The sequence below is a fragment of the Delftia sp. WSY_10 genome (assembly GCF_043104705.1).
Lineage (GTDB): Bacteria > Pseudomonadota > Gammaproteobacteria > Burkholderiales > Burkholderiaceae_C > Comamonas > Comamonas tsuruhatensis.
This window is the reverse complement of sequence record NZ_JBICKY010000056.1, coordinates 64,576-80,493: the sequence shown is the minus strand read 5'-3', so window position 1 is coordinate 80,493 and position 15,918 is coordinate 64,576. Positions and strand designations below refer to the sequence as shown.

The window sequence follows — 15,918 nt, the reverse complement described above, 5'->3', positions numbered from 1 at the left end:
AAGGCAGCGCGCGGCAGGTCAGTGCGGCTGCAGCACCTGGCGCAGCGAGCGGTAAAGCGCGTCCGAGCCGTGCGCGCGGTTGTCCGCATCGAAGGAGAACTCGTTGCTGGACTGCGTGCCGGTCGCGTCCTCGGGACGCGCCTCCATGAAGAAGGACAGGAAGCGCGCGCCCTGGCGGCGGTGCATGGTCAGCACTTTCTCCAGCCGCTGCGGCGACAGTGCCACCAGCGGATGGAACTCCGTCACGCCATAGGCGGTGTGGCCATAGCGGCGCAGCATCTGGCCGACCAGCGGCCCATAGGTGTCTTCGCCATACAGGCTGACACCCAGGGACAGCCCCGGCATGCGCTGCAGGCTGCGCTCCACGGCGTAGCGGCTGGCGTCCCAGCTCGGATTCGCATGGGGGTTGAGCTGGTGGGCAAAGCGAGGCACCCGGCCCAGGCAGCCGTGCCCGATGTGCTCGGAAAAGCCCTGGATGTAGTCGGCCACCTGCTGCTCGCGAAAATCGTTCCAGTCCGTCACCAGCGGGTTGTAGAACAGCGCCAGCCGGTCCTGCGGGCTGTCCACCCAGAATTCCACGCCGTCCGGCAGCTTGCCGAAGTCAGGCAAGGCCTCGGCGGCATGGGGCCTGGGCTCGCCCTGGTGGCGGTCCATCACGGCGATCTGGCGCGTGGCCAGCAGGCCCAGGCTGCGCCCGCCGGCCTGCAGCACCACGTCGATGCGGTGCAGGCCCTCGCCCAGCGCCGGATAGCGGATGTCGGCACGCCAGCCCACATCGGGCGTGAGGTAATCAGGCTTGGCCTGGGCCACATCCTGGCGGTGCATGTGCACGGGGGCGTGCGAGTAGGGGCGCCCGTCCACGAAGACGGCCACGGCCAGTTGCTTTTGCAGCTTCGCGTCGGGCGAGTGGACCCAGCCGGACACCGGGACCGTGCCAGCCGCATAGCTGTCGATGTGCTGGAAGAAGTTCTGCAGCGGCTCGCTGCGGATGTTGCGCGACGGAGGCTCCACCGCATCGAAGCTGGCGAACTCCGACTTCAGATGGGCATTGAGCCGCGCAATGTCGCCATAGCGCTGGCGCAGGAATGCATGGAAGCCCGCCACGGATGCAGGGCTGTAGTCGGTGACCGCATAGCCTTCGGCCGCGAACCCCATGCCGGCCTCGAAACCCGGGAACAGCTGGTGCGTCTCGCCCAGCACGGTGAGCGCACGCAGCGGATGCATGGCGGCATCGCCCGCAGCGCACATGCGCTCGGCCAGGGCATCGACCACCAGCTTGCGCACGCGCGTGATTTCATTGTCCTGCCGCGCAACCGACCACGGGAAGATGCGCGCGCCCAGATAGGTGTCCAGCGGCAGCGGTCCCTTGGGCGTCCAGGCCAGATTGGCGGGATCGGCGGCCAGGCGCTCCTCGGCCTGGGAGTGGACCTCGAAATGCGTGGCGAACAGGTAGAGCACCACGGGCCGCTGCGCCTGCGCCACCGTGCGCACCACGCGGTCCAGCGCCTCGCCCCGGACTTCCCAGGCCCGGCCGTTCCACTGCACATAGCGCAGCAGAGGCACGCTGAGCGTATAGCCCAGCTCCAGCCCCTCGCCCTGCGGCCGGCCCAAGCGCTGCAGCGTGGCTTTCACCATTTCCGCGGCCGAGCCCTGAGGGCCCAGGCAACTGGCAGGCACCTGCTGGAATTCCTTGGGAAAATCCTCGCGCAGCCCGTCCTGCACCAGGCAGGCTTCCATATTGCCCAGCAGCGGACTCAGCAGCAGGCGCGATGAGGAAGGCAATGCCGGCCGCAGCTTCCAGGCGAACACAACGATCAGCAGACACAGCATGGCCAGGGCCAGGACATGGCCCCAGACCGGACCGCGCCGGCCCGGCAAGGACGGGGGCGCGGGGGGCCTCACAGGCCCAGCATGATCTGCAGGTTCTGCACGGCGGCGCCGCTGGCGCCCTTGCCCAGGTTGTCCAGACGGGCGATCAGCACGGCCTGGCGGTACTGCTCATTGGCGAACACACGCAGCTCCAGCTTGTTCGTGTCGGTCAGCGTATCGGCAGCCAGCTTCATGTCTTCGGTGGGCGGCAGCACCGACACCCATTGCTCGGGCGTGTTGGTCGCCGCGTAGTGGGCGGCCAGCGCATCGTGCAGATCGGCGGCCTTGGGCGCGCCCGGCAGCAGGTCCAGATGCAGGGGCAGTTGCACCAGCATGCCCTGGCGGAAATTGCCCACGGCAGGAATGAAGACCGGGCGGCGCGTCATGCCCGTGTAGTGCAGGATTTCGGGAATGTGCTTGTGCGACAGGCCCAGCGCATAGGCCTCGTAAGGCGCGGCCGTGCCAGCCTCATAGGCTTCGATCATGCTGCGGCCGCCGCCCGAATAGCCGGACACCGAGGGCAGGCTCAGGCCGTGGTCGGCAGGGATGAGGCCCGCGGCAACCAGCGGGTGCAGCAGCGCGATGGCTCCCGTCGCATAGCAGCCGGGGTTGGACACGCGCTTGGCCGTCTTGACCGCCTCAAGCTGGCCGGCACGCAGCTCCGGAAAGCCATACACCCAGTCGGGCGCCACGCGGTGGGCCGTGGATGCATCGATGATCTTGATGGTGCGGCCGGTCTCGGCCTCGATGGAATCGACCATGGCCACGGTCTCGCGCGCGGCATCGTCATGCAGGCACAGGATGACCAGGTCCACGCCGGCGATCAGCGCACGCTTGGCAGCAGGATCCTTTCGCAGCTCGGGCGCAATGCTGACCAGCTCCACGCCGGACAGATCGACCAGACGCTCACGGATCTGCAGCCCTGTCGTGCCTGCTTCGCCATCGATAAAGACTTTTGCCATCGCTGTATTTCTCCTGCTGCGCGGCCCTCCTGGAGCCGCTGCGGCACCATTGCCGCGTTCCAGCTGCGGATTCTCACCGAAACCGGGTCCCCCTGCGCCCGTTGTCGCAAAACGGTTGGCAGCGGCGATCCAGGGCCGCTGACATGCGCCTGTTACAAACGGCGGGCAGGGCCGCCTGCAGATCCTCTATAAGACAAAAGAGCTGTGGCGCCTGAAAGAAATGTCGGGAAACCGTCTTTTCCCTGACATATCAATGCATTGCACAGTTCCTGGCATGCTGCTTGGCCCGCAGGAAATTGTGGATTCTGCGCATGGGGGCGTGTCGGATGGCGCAGTGCAGCATGGTACATTCGGCGATTGCCAGGTCACTCCGCCTTGAGGCAGCACCCCAGGGCTACCGGGTCAATCCCCCCCTATTTGTTTGAGAGAGACATCATGAAGATTCATGAATACCAAGGCAAGGACATCTTGCGTCAGTTTGGTGTGCCTGTACCTCGCGGTATCCCTGCGTTCACAGTGCAAGAGGCCGTCGAGGCCGCCCAGAAGCTCGGCGGCCCCGTGTGGGTCGTGAAGGCCCAGATCCACGCTGGTGGTCGCGGCAAGGGCGGCGGCGTGAAGGTTGCCAAGAGCATCGACGACGTCAAGGCACTGGCTGGCCAGATCCTGGGCATGCAGCTGGTCACGCACCAGACCGGCCCCGAAGGCCAGAAGGTCCGCCGCCTGTACATCGAAGACGGCGCCGACATCCAGAAGGAATACTACCTGTCGTGCGTGACCGACCGCGCCACGCAGAAGGTGGCCTTCATCGCTTCGAGCGAAGGCGGCATGGACATCGAGGAAGTGGCCCACTCCACGCCCGAGAAGATCATCACCATCTTCGTCGATCCCCTGGTCGGTCTGACCCAGGCCCAGGGCGAAGAGCTGGCCAAGGGCATCGGCATGCCTGCCGACTCCACTGCCCAGTTCATCGACATCTGCCAGAAGCTCTACAAGTGCTACATGGACACGGATGCCTCGCTGGTCGAGATCAACCCCCTGAACCGTGACAGCAAGGGCAATGTCATTGCCCTGGACGCCAAGTTCAACTTCGACGCCAACGCCCTGTTCCGCCTGCCCGAAATCGTGGCACTGCGCGACCTGGACGAAGAAGATCCCGCCGAAGTCGAAGCCTCCAAGTTCGATCTGGCCTACATCTCGCTGGACGGCAACATCGGCTGCCTGGTCAACGGTGCCGGCCTGGCCATGGCCACCATGGACACCATCAAGCTGTTCGGCGGCGAGCCGGCCAACTTCCTGGACGTGGGCGGCGGCGCCACCCCCGAGAAGGTCACCGAAGCCTTCAAGATCATGCTGAAGAACCCCAAGGTCGAAGGCATTCTGGTCAACATCTTCGGCGGCATCATGAAGTGCGACACCATCGCCACCGGCGTGATCACTGCCTGCAAGGCCGTGAACCTGCAAGTGCCCCTGGTCGTGCGCATGAAGGGCACGAACGAAGAACTGGGCAAGAAGATGCTGGCCGAGTCCGGCCTGCCCATCATCAGCGCCGACACCATGGCCGAAGCGGCCACGAAGATCGTCGAAGCCGTCAAGTAAGCAGGCCCGGAGAACACACCATGTCTATCTACATCAATAAAGACACCAAGGTCATCACCCAAGGCATCACGGGCAAGACGGGCCAGTTCCACACGGAAAAATGCATCGAGTACGCGAACGGCAAGAACTGCTTCGTGGCCGGTGTGAACCCCAAGAAGGCCGGCGAAAAGATCTTCGACGTGCCAATCTACGCCTCCGTCAAGGAAGCCGCACAAGGCACGGGCGCCACGGTCTCCGTGATCTACGTTCCCCCCGCAGGCGCTGCCGCCGCGATCTGGGAGGCCGTGGAAGCCGACCTGGACCTGGCCATCTGCATCACCGAAGGCATCCCCGTCCGTGACATGCTGGAAGTGCGCAACAAGATGCGCGCCAAGGAAGCTGCAGGCGGCAAGCGCACCCTGCTGCTGGGCCCCAACTGCCCCGGCCTGATCACGCCCGACGAGATCAAGATCGGCATCATGCCCGGCCACATCCACAAGAAGGGCCGCGTCGGCGTGGTCAGCCGCTCCGGCACGCTGACCTACGAAGCCGTGGCTCAGCTGACCGAACTGGGCATTGGCCAGTCGTCGGCCGTGGGCATCGGCGGTGACCCGATCAACGGCCTCAAGCACATCGACGTGATGAAGGCCTTCAACGACGATCCCGACACCGACGCCGTCATCATGATCGGCGAAATCGGCGGTCCCGACGAAGCCGAAGCTGCCCGCTGGTGCAAGGACAACATGAAAAAGCCCATCGTCGGCTTCATCGCTGGTGTCACCGCCCCTCCCGGCAAGCGCATGGGCCACGCCGGCGCGCTGATCTCCGGCGGTGCCGACACGGCCGACGCCAAGCTGGCCATCATGGAAGAGTGCGGTTTCGTCATCACCCGCAATCCCTCCGAAATGGGCCGCCTGCTCAAGGGCCTGATCTAAGCGGCACCGGTTCTGCGTGATATCCAGGGTTCGCTCCAGGAAGAAATTACGCAGAATTACGAATCGGTAAGGCGGCAAGTCCGCCCTACACTGACGACTCCAAAAAAGAAAAAGCGCCAGAGGCAACCGCCCTGGCGCTTTTCAACTCATAACAGCGGAGAAACCATGGAATACCTGCAAAGCGCCGATTTCTGGATCGGCCTGTTGAAGATCGTCTGGATCAACATCATCCTGTCTGGCGACAACGCCGTCGTCATCGCCCTCGCAGCACGCTCGCTGCCCCCCGCACAGCAAAAGAAAGCCGTCATGTTCGGCTCCGGCGCCGCCGTGGTGCTGCGGATCATCCTGACCGTGGTCGCGGCCAAGCTGCTGGAGCTGTCGTTCCTGCAGATCGTGGGCGGCTGCCTGCTGCTGTGGATCGGCCTGCAGCTGCTGACCGGCGAAGAAGATGATGAAGGCGAATCCAAGGGCCATGGCAGCATGATGGTCGCCATCCGCACCATCCTGATCGCCGACCTGGTGATGAGCCTGGACAACGTGATCGCCGTGGCCGCCACTGCGCAGGGCAACATGGTCCTGCTGATCCTGGGCCTGGCCATCAGCATCCCGCTGGTGATCTTCGGCTCCACGCTGATGATCAAGCTCATGGAGCGCTTCCCCGTCATCATCACGCTGGGCGCCGCCCTGATCGGCTGGGTCGGCGGAGAAACCATCGTCAACGACCGCCTGCTGCACGGCTACGCCATCAGCCACCCCTGGCTGCACTATGTGGCGGCCGCAGCCGGCGCCTTGCTGGTCGTGGGCATTGGCAAGTTCCTGCAGGCGCGCTCAGGCGCAAAGCACGCAGCCCAGGCCTGACGCTGCCGCAGGCAGCACCTTCGCCGCATCACGAACGCACTGCCCCGGCAGTGCGTTTTTGCTTTGCGAGGACCCTTCTTGATGTGGCGTCAAGCTGACGAGCCGTTGCGCCCGCGCATTCCGGGCACTTGCGCGCACTGTTTTCATTTACGCTGTGCACCGGTCTTCACCATTGCATCTGCACACCAGGGACTGATGGCACCACCGCCGAATCCGTCCTTTGCCACCATGCCCAGCGCCCCCAAAATCCCGGACCAACCCACCCGGCAGCAAGCTCCTGCCCAGTACTGCGCCATGGTTGCACGCACCGATGTGGGCCGGCGCCGTGACAACAACGAGGACGCCGTCACCATCCACCCCAGCGCCCAGCCCTGGCCCATTGCCGTGCTGGCCGATGGCATGGGCGGCTACAACGCCGGCGAAGTCGCCAGCGCCATGGCCATCAGCCTGGTATCCGTGGCGCTGCAAAGCACCACCACCGAGGCGCCCGTGGCCAACACGCCGCAGGCCCGCCAGGAATTGCAGCAGTCACTTGCCAATGCCCTGAACCTGGCCAACGCCGCCATCCTCACCGCCGCCCAGGAAACACCCGGCTGCCGCGGCATGGGCACCACCGTCATCGCAGCCGCTTTGCTGCCCGGCCTGCTGATGCTGGCCCACCTCGGCGACTCGCGGGCCTATGGATGGCGCGATGGCCAACTGCTGCGCCTGACCCGGGACCACACCTGGCTCCAGGAAGAAATCGATGCAGGCCGCATCCAGGACCACGAAGCCCGGCAATCCGGCCTGGGCCACCTGCTCACCCAGGCCCTGGGCGTGACCCAGGACGTCACACCCGACTTCAATGAATGGCCGCTGCAGCCTGGCGACCGCATCCTGCTGTGCTCCGACGGCCTAACCGACATGCTCGATGACGACGCCATTGCCGCACTGTTCAAGCAGTCCAGCCCGCTGCCCGTGCTGCTGACCTCGCTGCTCACGGCCGCCAATGAAGCAGGCGGAAACGACAACATCAGCGCAGCGCTCATCGAACTCCAGGCCAATCCGCCCTCTACCGCCTGCGCTGCCATCGATTGAGCCCAGACAGAGCGCAGGGATCGACGGCAGAACCCATCCGATGGACGCGCTTGCGTGCGCAGAAACCCCAGGTTCCAATTGTCAAAAATGATTGCGCACCCAACAATCGGTCAAAGACAAGCCATAGCCTGTATCAAATACGATGACGGACTCCGGCGTGCCCGGGCCGCAGACATAATAGTTGGATAGACCCCAGCTCCGGATCACCCAGTGCAGTGCAAGCCGGGCATAACAAAGGAATTTTGAGCATGCCGACCCTGGTCATCTCCATCGACGGCGCCGTCATCAAGGAAGTGCAGCTGACCAAGGAGCGCACCACGCTGGGACGCCGCCCCTACAACGACATCGTCATCGACAACCTCGCGGTCAGCGGGGAGCATGCCGTGCTCAGCATCGCCGACGGTGCCGTCATCATCGAAGACCTGCGCAGCACCAATGGCACCTATGTCAACGGCCAGCCCATACTGCGCCAGACCCTGAACCACGGCGACCTGCTGGACATCGGCAAGTACAAGATCCGCTTCGTGCAGCAGCAGGTCAGCGCCTCCTCGCGCTCGGCACTGGCGGCCATTGCCGCAGCAGTGGAGGCAACCCGCCCAGCCCCCTTGGCGGAAGACCTGCCATCGCAGTTCAGCACCCAGACCCCCTCAGGCTTCGACCACACCCTGCCGCCTTCGATGGCCGGCCTGGCCACGCGCCAGGCTGCCATCCGCATGCTCAACGGCAACGCCGCTGGCCGCGAAGTCCCGCTGGTCAAAGTCGTCACTACCCTGGGCAAGCCCGGCGTGGCCGTCGCATCCATCACCCAGAAGCACCACGGCTTCGTGCTCGCCCAGCTGGAAGGTGATGCCCTCAGCCTCAAGCTCAACGGCCAGGAAATCGGCCGCCGCCCCATGCCACTGCAGCACGGAGACACGGTGGAGCTGGCAGGCACGCAGATGCAGTTCCTGGTGGCGTGAGGAACCAGCTCGACCCCGCCGACAAGCTTCGCGTGACGTCTGTAGCAAGCGCACGATCTCTGACAAAAACGTCACAACAAGTGGATCAATTTGTCAGAGAATGGCGTCCAACCGTGTCAGTTGCAACCAAACCATACATAGACGTGGACCTTGGCCCCCTGGAGCGACTGGCACGGCTCTTGCTCAGTAGAGCATGCAATCAACCCCTATGAGGAGAAGTTCATGAAGCGTTCCATCCAGCAAGGTTTTACCTTGATCGAATTGATGATCGTTGTGGCGATCATCGGCATTTTGGCAGCCGTTGCGCTGCCGGCTTATCAGGATTACACAGTCCGCGCCAAGATTTCTGAAGCGGTAATTGCCGGCTCTTCGGTGAAATCCATGATGAGCGAAGCCTTTCAGACCGATAGTACTGGCGGCCTGACAGCCGCCGCCGTGGCATTCAATAACAAGCCGCAGAATGAAAAAACTTCCAAGTATGTCAAAAATATCACCGTAACAACCACCGACCCTTGGGACATCAAGGTGTACGTAGCAGCTAACGCCGGCAACGGCATTCCAACTGGAGTGGATGGAAAGTTCATCACCTTTACTCCCAATGTGCAAAGCTCTGCCCCGACGGCATCCTCCATGGGCGCAATTGACTGGGCGTGTGCTTCTGCTACCAAGGTGAGCGCAGGAAATCGCGGTCTGAAGTCTGCAGTTGCTGGCGATTTGCCGGAGAAGTATGCTCCGTCTGAGTGCCGCTAATAATCTCTAGAAAAATACCCGCCTTTACGGCGGGTATTTTTATTATTGGATCCATATGCAGACAAATCTCAGAAAAAAAATCCTTGTCTCTTATCCCATTATTTTGTGCACTCTATTAATATATGCATATTATCCCAGCATTACCAAACTTGATTACGTTTGGGATGATTTGCAGTTATTCATATTTAATCCGTATTTAAGAGATCCCGAGCTCATTTGGCAAGGAATATTTCGCCCAATACTCGAAGGAACAACCTATTTCAGACCTCTCCCTCTTCTTACTTTCTGCATAGAATTCTTGACTCAGAATAATGCAAATCCAACAGTATCACATATAGTAAATCTATTAATCCATTTGACTAACACAGCTTTGCTGTGTGCAATTTTGTTCGTTTATTCAAGAAAATCGAATAATAAGTCAATAATTATCATTACAGGAAGCATTGTATATAGCTTGCACCCTGCATTAGTAGAGCCAGTAGCATGGGCCGCAGGCCGCTTTGATCTTCTTGTCACAACATTTAGCTTGGCAGCAGTATACAGCTTCCTCAGGTATACAGGTTGGACTCAGGCTTTTCTTACTTCTTTATTCTTCTTCTTTGCTCTACTTTGCAAGGAAATGGCCATTACATTACCCATAGCCATTTTCCTGCTAAAATTTTCCCAGGATAGAGATTCTTTTTATTACTCAGTTAAAAAGGCTTTCAAGTCTGATGGCCTACCATTATGGGGCAGCCTGACTCTATCTTTGGCCGCATATATAGCGATTCGTATGCACTACATGCCCGAGATATTGCATACCGATGAAAATCTGGCCAGAAAATTTTACGATATACCACACCACATTTCTTATGTGGGGTGGGCTTTTATTTTCTATTTCAAAATGGTGTTCTGGCCATTTTCCAGCTTAAACCCTCAACATCCACTGGATCCATTGGATATGACAAAGCTGGACGTCATCCTAGGATGTTTGGCGTGCGTAGGGTTAATATTGCTGACAATCATCAGCCTTCGATTCAAAGCAAGAAGCCTGATACTTCTCTCATGCTTTGCCATCTCTTTACTCCCAGTCTCTCACATTTTACCATTAACTATTGGCGGCAATATTGGCCATGAAAGGTTTTTAGCATACCCACTGGTTTGGTTTTCCATATTTCTTGCTCAATTAATCTATTCAATATTCCTTTGGGGAGATAAAAAATCAAAAAAAGTGACAACGTTTACTTTTGCTACATTTATTTTCTCTTGGACAATATACTCATCTGCCGTCATTAAAATAACCACACCACTATGGCAGAGCGACCTAAGCTTGTGGTCATGGGTTCTGAAAGTTAACCCGGGATTGCCATATGCAGCGCTAAACTACAGCATTGCTGCAATCCGAGAGGGCGACTATGAATCGGCGGAAAAAATGCTGGAAAAGAACGAGAGCATTCAATACAGCCCCAAAGATGCCATATTTGTACTCTTAACCAAGGCAGATCTCCAAATAAGGAAAGGCAATGCAAAAATCGGAACCAAATTACTGGAGGAGTATCTACTGCAGCAAGGAATAAAATCCGCATCAGATTACTCAATAGATGAAAAAAGCAAGGATTCTTCAAAAATGAAGGGGCTCTATGCAATATTGGCAAGAGGATACATTTATCAAGAAGAATTCTCTAAAGCAGAAATGGTGAGTGACATGTTGATCCTATCTGATCCGCACAATGCCTCTGCACTACTATTTTCCTCATATGCCAAGTATGGGATGGACAAATGGTCGGAAGGCGAGCACCTTTACAAAGAATCAACAAGATACTTTGTACCAGCGGGAGTAGAGGAGGCGGCACAATCTAGATCTATATTTTTATCCAACCTCTGCAAGAATCCTGAAAATTCTACGCCACAGGTCTGTAGTCAATTTAGAGTCGACAACTCCGTCGATCTGAAAAGCGCGTACAGGTGATGACTGTCACATGCGGATGATTGGATAGCCTCCAAGCGCTATCCATATTTGGCTCGAGCCATTCTGCAAAAGTTGATGAGTCCCTGCGACAAAACCCGGTGCCAAGCCATGTTGGTTGCCCTGCAGAAGAACGCCTGCCGGGCGGCCGTGCGCGCTAAGACGCCGGACAGTCAGCGCACAGGTACCGCGACGGTCACAAATGGGAGAATGCGTGAGAGGTCTTCAAGGATACCCGCTCCCATAGGCTGTAGAGAGTACTCTAGCCAGCACAAGAGGCCATCGTGGGCCCCCTGCTTCTTCCTGTGGATGGCCTGCACCACCAGCTGCTGCAAGTGTTTACTTTTGGAACCTGGTCATCACGAAGGAAGTACGCCTGAACACCTCAAGCCCCACTAACCTGCTAAAAAGGCTGTCAGAGTTGCAAGCCTAGCTTTGTACTTGGATGTGATTTACAAGCACATGCTGATCGACTCATTTAGTCACGGAAGACACAACTTGGTCATTTTCGATTGGCAGCGCTTCGACCCAATTGAACTACTCCAAGAAATTAGCAAGAAAGGAAGTCCTAGCAAAATCATATATTGCAAATGCTCCCCCTGAAGGAACGCGAAATATATCAATAGATTGCAAGTTGTTGACGGCAGACCAAACAGGAAATCAACCATCAAAAGCGGAGCATCATATACTCATCTTATTAAAAATAAAATCAGGCATCCTTTCAATCACCCACATGATCAGCCTCCACTTGCGAGGCGTATAGATCACAGCGCGCCCATGGTGTATGCCATCTACAATATCCTTGGCCACATCCCCGACAGGTGCCAGCCGAGGGCCCTTACCTTTCATGCTTTCCGTCATGGGGGTATCTGTAGGGCCTGGCTTGACAAGTACGATTTTCAGCGCCTTCCCGGCAAATCGGTGACGTAGCCCTTGGGCATATCGATCAACCAGACCCTTTGCTGCGCCATACACATAGTTTGATCTGCGCCCTCTATCTCCTGCAACAGAGCCGATCAGGGCAATGGTGCCATGAGCTTGCCTCTCCATGTACTTTGCAAAAGCCTCCGCAAAAAGCACAGGAGATATTGCATTGATTTCCAGCATCCTCTCGCAAAGCATCAGATCCTCTTGACAATCACGCTGCAATGGCAATGCACCATGCGCAATCAACAAGATATCGACGTCACCATGATCCATTACTTTTCTTGCAACCTCAGCAATGCTCGCAACATCGGTGAAACTCGCCTGCTCAATCACAATGTGGACGCCGGTGTTCCTTACTTTGAAATCGGCCGCAATACTCTCAAGACGCTGCTGCTCCCGACCAATCAGTACGAGATCAACTTCAGAACCCTGAAGCCATAATCTGGCACAGTGCTGTGCAATAGCTGAGGTAGCACCGACAATTACAATTCTCTTTTTATTAGACAATTCAACCTCCCATCAGTCTGCGCGAGAGAACGGAACTTATGCCTGGATCTCGATATTTCAAAAATTCCTGGAGACGCGGGTATCCAACCTCGAAAAGTTCACGTGGCATACGCGCATCCTTTGCCATATAGATACGGCCACCAGCCTCTCTAACAATGTGATCAAGCCGTGTGAAAAGATCGGCAGTACGCTTTCCTTGATCTGGGAAATCCAATGCCAGAGTCGCTCCCTCACGCGGAAAACTCATCATACCCACAGCCTCTCTTTTGGTGAATGTTTTCAGCACCGCCAGAAATGATCCTCCACCAAAGGCCGTGATCTCCCTGAGCATGGCCTTGACTGAATCAAGCGCGACACTTCTGGGCACCACGCTTTGGTACTGAAAAAACCCACTCCGTCCATATATTCTGTTCCATTCCAGCAGGTTATCCAGCGGATAGAGGAATGGCTCATAGTGAACTACGTTACGACCAGCACGGATTTTCTTCAAATGGTAGTAAAGGTTGTTGAATAGCCTTAAAGAGCATTGATTGACCAGGGAAATTGGCGGCGTAACAGGCATTTTTATGCTGCGGGCCGCGTACTGTGCCTGATGAGATAACTGGGAATTCTGGAAGTTACCTCTCATGAACAAGCCCCTTCCTTGTACGCCAGACAAGCAATCAATCCATGAAACCGTATGCTCCCAATGGTCCTCAGAATCATCTGCAATACAGAAAAATTCATCCAGATGAGAATATGGAATTGTTTCAGCATCCACCCAGGGACCAGGTATGCGATGCAGCTGTATTTCCACTTGAGTGATCAATCCTGTAAGACCCATGCCACCAACCGTTGCAGCAAACCATTCCTTTCGTTCGAATGGTCCACAGTGGATGATTTCGCCATCGGTGCGCAGCAGCGTCATGGATAGTACATGATCACCAAAACTCCCATGTACATGATGATTCTTGCCATGGACATCATTGGCTACCGCACCGCCTACGGTCACCATCTGCGTTCCCGGTGTGACTGCCAGCATCCATCCGCGTGGAACCATCAGCCTTTGAATATCACGCAAGAGAACACCGGACTCACAGATCAAACGACCGCTCCCCTGATCAAAAGCGATAAAATGGTCCATTTTTCCCGTATTCCAAAGTGTTCCTCCAGAATTCAGACAAACATCGCCATAACTGCGCCCCATACCATAAGCCAGGCCGGGAAGCGGGCTATTCAGCACTGCGCCCCTCGCATGTTCCGCATTGTGTAGCTCCACTACATGGTGTGGAGATGCACTCAAACGCCCCCAGGAAGATACAGATTTCATAAAGCGTCCGAACGAAAAACAAATCTCTTGTCCAAATGGTATTTTACGAGATAGCCGATTGCTAATCCAACACACCCACCTAGATAGCGCATTTCCTTTGTCTCGAAAACTGCGTGAAATCCCAGTTCGGATGCCCAAAACAGGATGGTGGTAATCAATCCCATCCCGATGTAGAGCAGAAATACCTGGGCATCATGGACCACATCCTTCGGTCGAAATCGGAAAATGTAGTGCTTGTCAAGAAAATATTTGACCAAAAGCCCAACGCCTGTTCCGCCGATGATGGAAACCCACACATGGAATACACCATCATAGATTTGAACAATAATATCCTGGGCGCCAATGTTCGCCACAGTGGCTACTAGTGCGAAAATGCCGTAGCTAAGCGCCAGCTTGGTTGAGGAACGCATTGAACATATTACCGGCATTTGAAATGATCCATGATACCGTAGCATCCCGCTCGCCTCAGGCCCAACTGCTCGGACTGTTGAGACTGATGAGGCCCAAGCAGTGGATCAAGAACAGTTTTGTACTGGCCCCGCTGGTTTTCGTCGGAAAATTTCTGGAACCATACGCCATCCTCAGCGCGCTGCTTGCGGCAGCACTGTTCTGTCTGGCGTCTTCTGCCACCTACATCATCAACGACATCCATGACATCGAGCGTGATCGCCTTCACCCCTCGAAGTCGAAAACGCGCCCCTTGGCGGCTGGCATCGTGTCCGTACGCATGGCCCTGATGTTGCTTGCCACCCTTTATGCAGCGCTGCTCTATGGCCTGATCGTTGTACCGAAAGTTGGCTTGGTCATCGCTTCGTACTTGATTCTCAATCTGGCCTACACCTTCGCTCTCAAGCATCAGCCGGTAGTAGACATCTTCACCATTGCCATTGGTTTCGTGCTAAGGGTGTATGCAGGAGCCATGGCACTCGAAGTACCTGTATCTTCCTGGATGTTCATCACGACCCTGTGCTTGGCCCTCTACCTGGCTGCCATCAAACGGCGGCAGGAATTGAGCCACAGCGGCAGCAAGGGCCGGCAGGTTCTGGAGAAATACTCTGTTGCCCTGGTCGACCGCTACGCAGAGATGTCAGCCACTGGGGCACTACTGTTTTACAGTATGTTTGTCATATCAGAGAGACCTGAGCTCGTGATCACCATCCCGCTCGTGCTGTTTGGACTGTTCCGTTACTGGTTTGTGGTGGAGGCGCTGAACGGGGGCGAGTCTCCCACCGATGCACTGCTGGTTGACTGGCAACTGCTGCTGACTGTCTTGGTGTGGGTCTTTACGTGTGGATGGGCCCTTTGGCCTACGGCCGGCCTGTCATGAACTACGCCTACGTGCTAACCCCATTTCTCGCCTGGCTGGTGGCCGGTTCCATGAAGTTCATGATCAACAGCATCAAGGCTCGGCGACTCGCGTTCAGTCTCATCGGTTACGGCGGGCTTCCTAGCAACCATAGCGCCATCGTGAGCAGCATGGCGACCCTGATCGCCCTGAAGGAAGGCCTTGACCACCCAGCTTTCGGCGTAGCCTTCACGCTTGCTTGCATTGTCGTTCTGGATGCCAACAGTTTGCGCCGCCAGGTTGGCAATCATGCGCAGACTATCAACAGACTTGCTGCAAAAGATGCCTCCCATAAGCCCCTGCGGGAGCGTATGGGTCACACGCGGCTAGAGATTTCAGCGGGCATCCTGGTAGGGATCGTCATTGCAATTGCCGTAAAGAAATTGCTGGGTTGAGGTTTCAAAGCTGTTCACTGATCAGGGGCGTATGCAATAAAGCTCCCCGTCTTGCCTCCGTGCTTCTCCAGCACCCTGATTCCCTCCATCACCATGCCCTTGTCCACCGCCTTGCACATGTCATAGACCGTGAGCAAGGCCACCTGCACGGCTGTGAGCGCCTCCATCTCCACCCCGGTCGGGCCAACGGTCTCGACGGTGGCAAGACAGCGGACGGACAACGTTTCGGGCAACAGCTCGAAATCCACTGCCACCCGCGTCAACGCCAGCGGATGGCACAGCGGTATCAGGTCACTGGTCTTCTTCGCTGCCATGATGCCAGCAATGCGCGCGATGCCCAGCACGTCGCCCTTCTTGGCCGTGCCGCTCTGGATGATGGCCAGGGTTTCGGGCTGCATGGTGATGCGGCCCTCGGCGACCGCGATGCGGTGGGTTGCGGGCTTGGCGCCGACATCGACCATGTGGGCCTGGCCCTGGGCATCGAAGTGGGTGAGGGAAGACATGG

General features: G+C 57.3%; 15 protein-coding genes. 9 read left to right on the top strand and 6 right to left on the bottom strand.

Going from position 1 to position 15,918, the window contains the following annotated elements; translation table 11 throughout:
- Positions 1–18: 18 nt before the first annotated feature.
- Both ACF8ML_RS22955 and argC read right to left on the bottom strand, forming a co-directional pair.
- A complete protein-coding gene (locus tag ACF8ML_RS22955; RefSeq protein ID WP_392408107.1) occupies positions 19–1,830 on the bottom strand; it encodes a hypothetical protein in 1,812 nt (603 codons plus the stop codon).
- 68 nt (positions 1,831–1,898) lie between these two features.
- Positions 1,899–2,831 (bottom strand): N-acetyl-gamma-glutamyl-phosphate reductase, encoded by a 933-nt coding sequence (gene argC / locus ACF8ML_RS22950; RefSeq protein WP_338498906.1) that lies wholly within the window; start codon positions 2,829–2,831, stop codon positions 1,899–1,901.
- Positions 2,832–3,266: 435 nt separating this feature from the next.
- Between argC and sucC the strand changes: the two genes are divergently transcribed.
- The 7 genes from sucC (at position 3,267) to ACF8ML_RS22915 (ending at position 10,933) form a co-directional block, all read left to right on the top strand.
- A complete protein-coding gene (gene sucC / locus ACF8ML_RS22945) occupies positions 3,267–4,427 on the top strand; it encodes an ADP-forming succinate--CoA ligase subunit beta (RefSeq protein WP_016449395.1) in 1,161 nt (386 codons plus the stop codon).
- A gap of 20 nt (positions 4,428–4,447) precedes the next feature.
- Positions 4,448–5,341 carry a succinate--CoA ligase subunit alpha gene (sucD, locus tag ACF8ML_RS22940; protein WP_016449394.1) on the top strand — a complete coding sequence of 298 codons (894 nt, stop codon included), beginning with the start codon at positions 4,448–4,450 and terminating at the stop codon, positions 5,339–5,341.
- Positions 5,342–5,506: 165 nt separating this feature from the next.
- Positions 5,507–6,199 carry a TerC family protein gene (locus ACF8ML_RS22935; protein ID WP_046238649.1) on the top strand — a complete coding sequence of 231 codons (693 nt, stop codon included), beginning with the start codon at positions 5,507–5,509 and terminating at the stop codon, positions 6,197–6,199.
- 294 nt (positions 6,200–6,493) lie between these two features.
- Positions 6,494–7,276, top strand: coding sequence for a PP2C family serine/threonine-protein phosphatase (locus ACF8ML_RS22930; protein ID WP_017405117.1), 783 nt, complete (start codon positions 6,494–6,496; stop codon positions 7,274–7,276).
- A 248-nt stretch (positions 7,277–7,524) separates the two neighbouring features.
- Positions 7,525–8,235: an FHA domain-containing protein gene (locus tag ACF8ML_RS22925; protein WP_392408105.1), complete on the top strand. Its 711-nt coding sequence runs from the start codon at positions 7,525–7,527 to the stop codon at positions 8,233–8,235.
- Positions 8,236–8,457: 222 nt separating this feature from the next.
- Entirely contained in the window at positions 8,458–8,985 is a 528-nt protein-coding gene (locus ACF8ML_RS22920) for a pilin (protein ID WP_392408104.1), read from the top strand.
- A gap of 55 nt (positions 8,986–9,040) precedes the next feature.
- Positions 9,041–10,933, top strand: a complete 1,893-nt coding sequence (locus ACF8ML_RS22915; protein ID WP_392408102.1) for a hypothetical protein — start codon at positions 9,041–9,043, stop codon at positions 10,931–10,933.
- Positions 10,934–11,611: 678 nt separating this feature from the next.
- Here ACF8ML_RS22915 and ACF8ML_RS22910 read toward each other — a convergent pair.
- Genes ACF8ML_RS22910 through ACF8ML_RS22900 form a run of 3 tightly spaced genes read right to left on the bottom strand, consistent with a single transcriptional unit; the run spans position 11,612 to position 14,083 of the window.
- A complete protein-coding gene (locus ACF8ML_RS22910) occupies positions 11,612–12,364 on the bottom strand; it encodes an SDR family NAD(P)-dependent oxidoreductase (protein ID WP_043790887.1) in 753 nt (250 codons plus the stop codon).
- Position 12,365: 1 nt separating this feature from the next.
- Positions 12,366–13,673, bottom strand: coding sequence for an FAD-dependent oxidoreductase (locus tag ACF8ML_RS22905; protein ID WP_392408101.1), 1,308 nt, complete (start codon positions 13,671–13,673; stop codon positions 12,366–12,368).
- Positions 13,670–14,083 (bottom strand): GtrA family protein, encoded by a 414-nt coding sequence (locus ACF8ML_RS22900; protein ID WP_043790892.1) that lies wholly within the window; start codon positions 14,081–14,083, stop codon positions 13,670–13,672. The genes ACF8ML_RS22905 and ACF8ML_RS22900 overlap by 4 nt, the downstream gene beginning before the upstream one ends.
- A 23-nt stretch (positions 14,084–14,106) precedes the next feature.
- Here ACF8ML_RS22900 and ACF8ML_RS22895 point away from each other — a divergent pair, with 23 nt between their 5' ends.
- Together ACF8ML_RS22895 and ACF8ML_RS22890 are read left to right on the top strand one after the other, a co-directional pair.
- Positions 14,107–15,000: a decaprenyl-phosphate phosphoribosyltransferase gene (locus ACF8ML_RS22895; RefSeq protein ID WP_392408099.1), complete on the top strand. Its 894-nt coding sequence runs from the start codon at positions 14,107–14,109 to the stop codon at positions 14,998–15,000.
- On the top strand, positions 14,997–15,413 hold the full coding sequence (locus ACF8ML_RS22890) for a divergent PAP2 family protein (protein ID WP_043790895.1): 417 nt from the start codon (positions 14,997–14,999) through the stop codon (positions 15,411–15,413). The genes ACF8ML_RS22895 and ACF8ML_RS22890 overlap by 4 nt, the downstream gene beginning before the upstream one ends.
- Before the next feature lie 14 nt (positions 15,414–15,427).
- Here ACF8ML_RS22890 and moaC read toward each other — a convergent pair whose 3' ends face one another.
- Complete coding sequence (gene moaC, locus ACF8ML_RS22885) at positions 15,428–15,916, bottom strand: cyclic pyranopterin monophosphate synthase MoaC (protein WP_043790898.1); 489 nt, start codon at positions 15,914–15,916, stop codon at positions 15,428–15,430.
- Between the last annotated feature and the right edge of the window lie 2 nt (positions 15,917–15,918).

Excerpts from the sequence above, each read along its gene's own strand:
- ACF8ML_RS22955 (WP_392408107.1), bottom strand. The coding sequence starts at position 1,830 with ATGCTGTGTCTGCTGATCGTTGTGTTCGCCTGGAAGCTGCGGCCGGCA.
- argC (WP_338498906.1), bottom strand. The coding sequence starts at position 2,831 with ATGGCAAAAGTCTTTATCGATGGCGAAGCAGGCACGACAGGGCTGCAG.
- sucC (WP_016449395.1), top strand. The coding sequence starts at position 3,267 with ATGAAGATTCATGAATACCAAGGCAAGGACATCTTGCGTCAGTTTGGT.
- sucD (WP_016449394.1), top strand. The coding sequence starts at position 4,448 with ATGTCTATCTACATCAATAAAGACACCAAGGTCATCACCCAAGGCATC.
- ACF8ML_RS22935 (WP_046238649.1), top strand. The coding sequence starts at position 5,507 with ATGGAATACCTGCAAAGCGCCGATTTCTGGATCGGCCTGTTGAAGATC.
- ACF8ML_RS22930 (WP_017405117.1), top strand. The coding sequence starts at position 6,494 with ATGGTTGCACGCACCGATGTGGGCCGGCGCCGTGACAACAACGAGGAC.
- ACF8ML_RS22925 (WP_392408105.1), top strand. The coding sequence starts at position 7,525 with ATGCCGACCCTGGTCATCTCCATCGACGGCGCCGTCATCAAGGAAGTG.
- ACF8ML_RS22920 (WP_392408104.1), top strand. The coding sequence starts at position 8,458 with ATGAAGCGTTCCATCCAGCAAGGTTTTACCTTGATCGAATTGATGATC.
- ACF8ML_RS22915 (WP_392408102.1), top strand. The coding sequence starts at position 9,041 with ATGCAGACAAATCTCAGAAAAAAAATCCTTGTCTCTTATCCCATTATT.
- ACF8ML_RS22905 (WP_392408101.1), bottom strand. The coding sequence starts at position 13,673 with ATGAAATCTGTATCTTCCTGGGGGCGTTTGAGTGCATCTCCACACCAT.
- ACF8ML_RS22900 (WP_043790892.1), bottom strand. The coding sequence starts at position 14,083 with ATGCGTTCCTCAACCAAGCTGGCGCTTAGCTACGGCATTTTCGCACTA.
- ACF8ML_RS22895 (WP_392408099.1), top strand. The coding sequence starts at position 14,107 with ATGATCCATGATACCGTAGCATCCCGCTCGCCTCAGGCCCAACTGCTC.
- ACF8ML_RS22890 (WP_043790895.1), top strand. The coding sequence starts at position 14,997 with ATGAACTACGCCTACGTGCTAACCCCATTTCTCGCCTGGCTGGTGGCC.
- moaC (WP_043790898.1), bottom strand. The coding sequence starts at position 15,916 with ATGTCTTCCCTCACCCACTTCGATGCCCAGGGCCAGGCCCACATGGTC.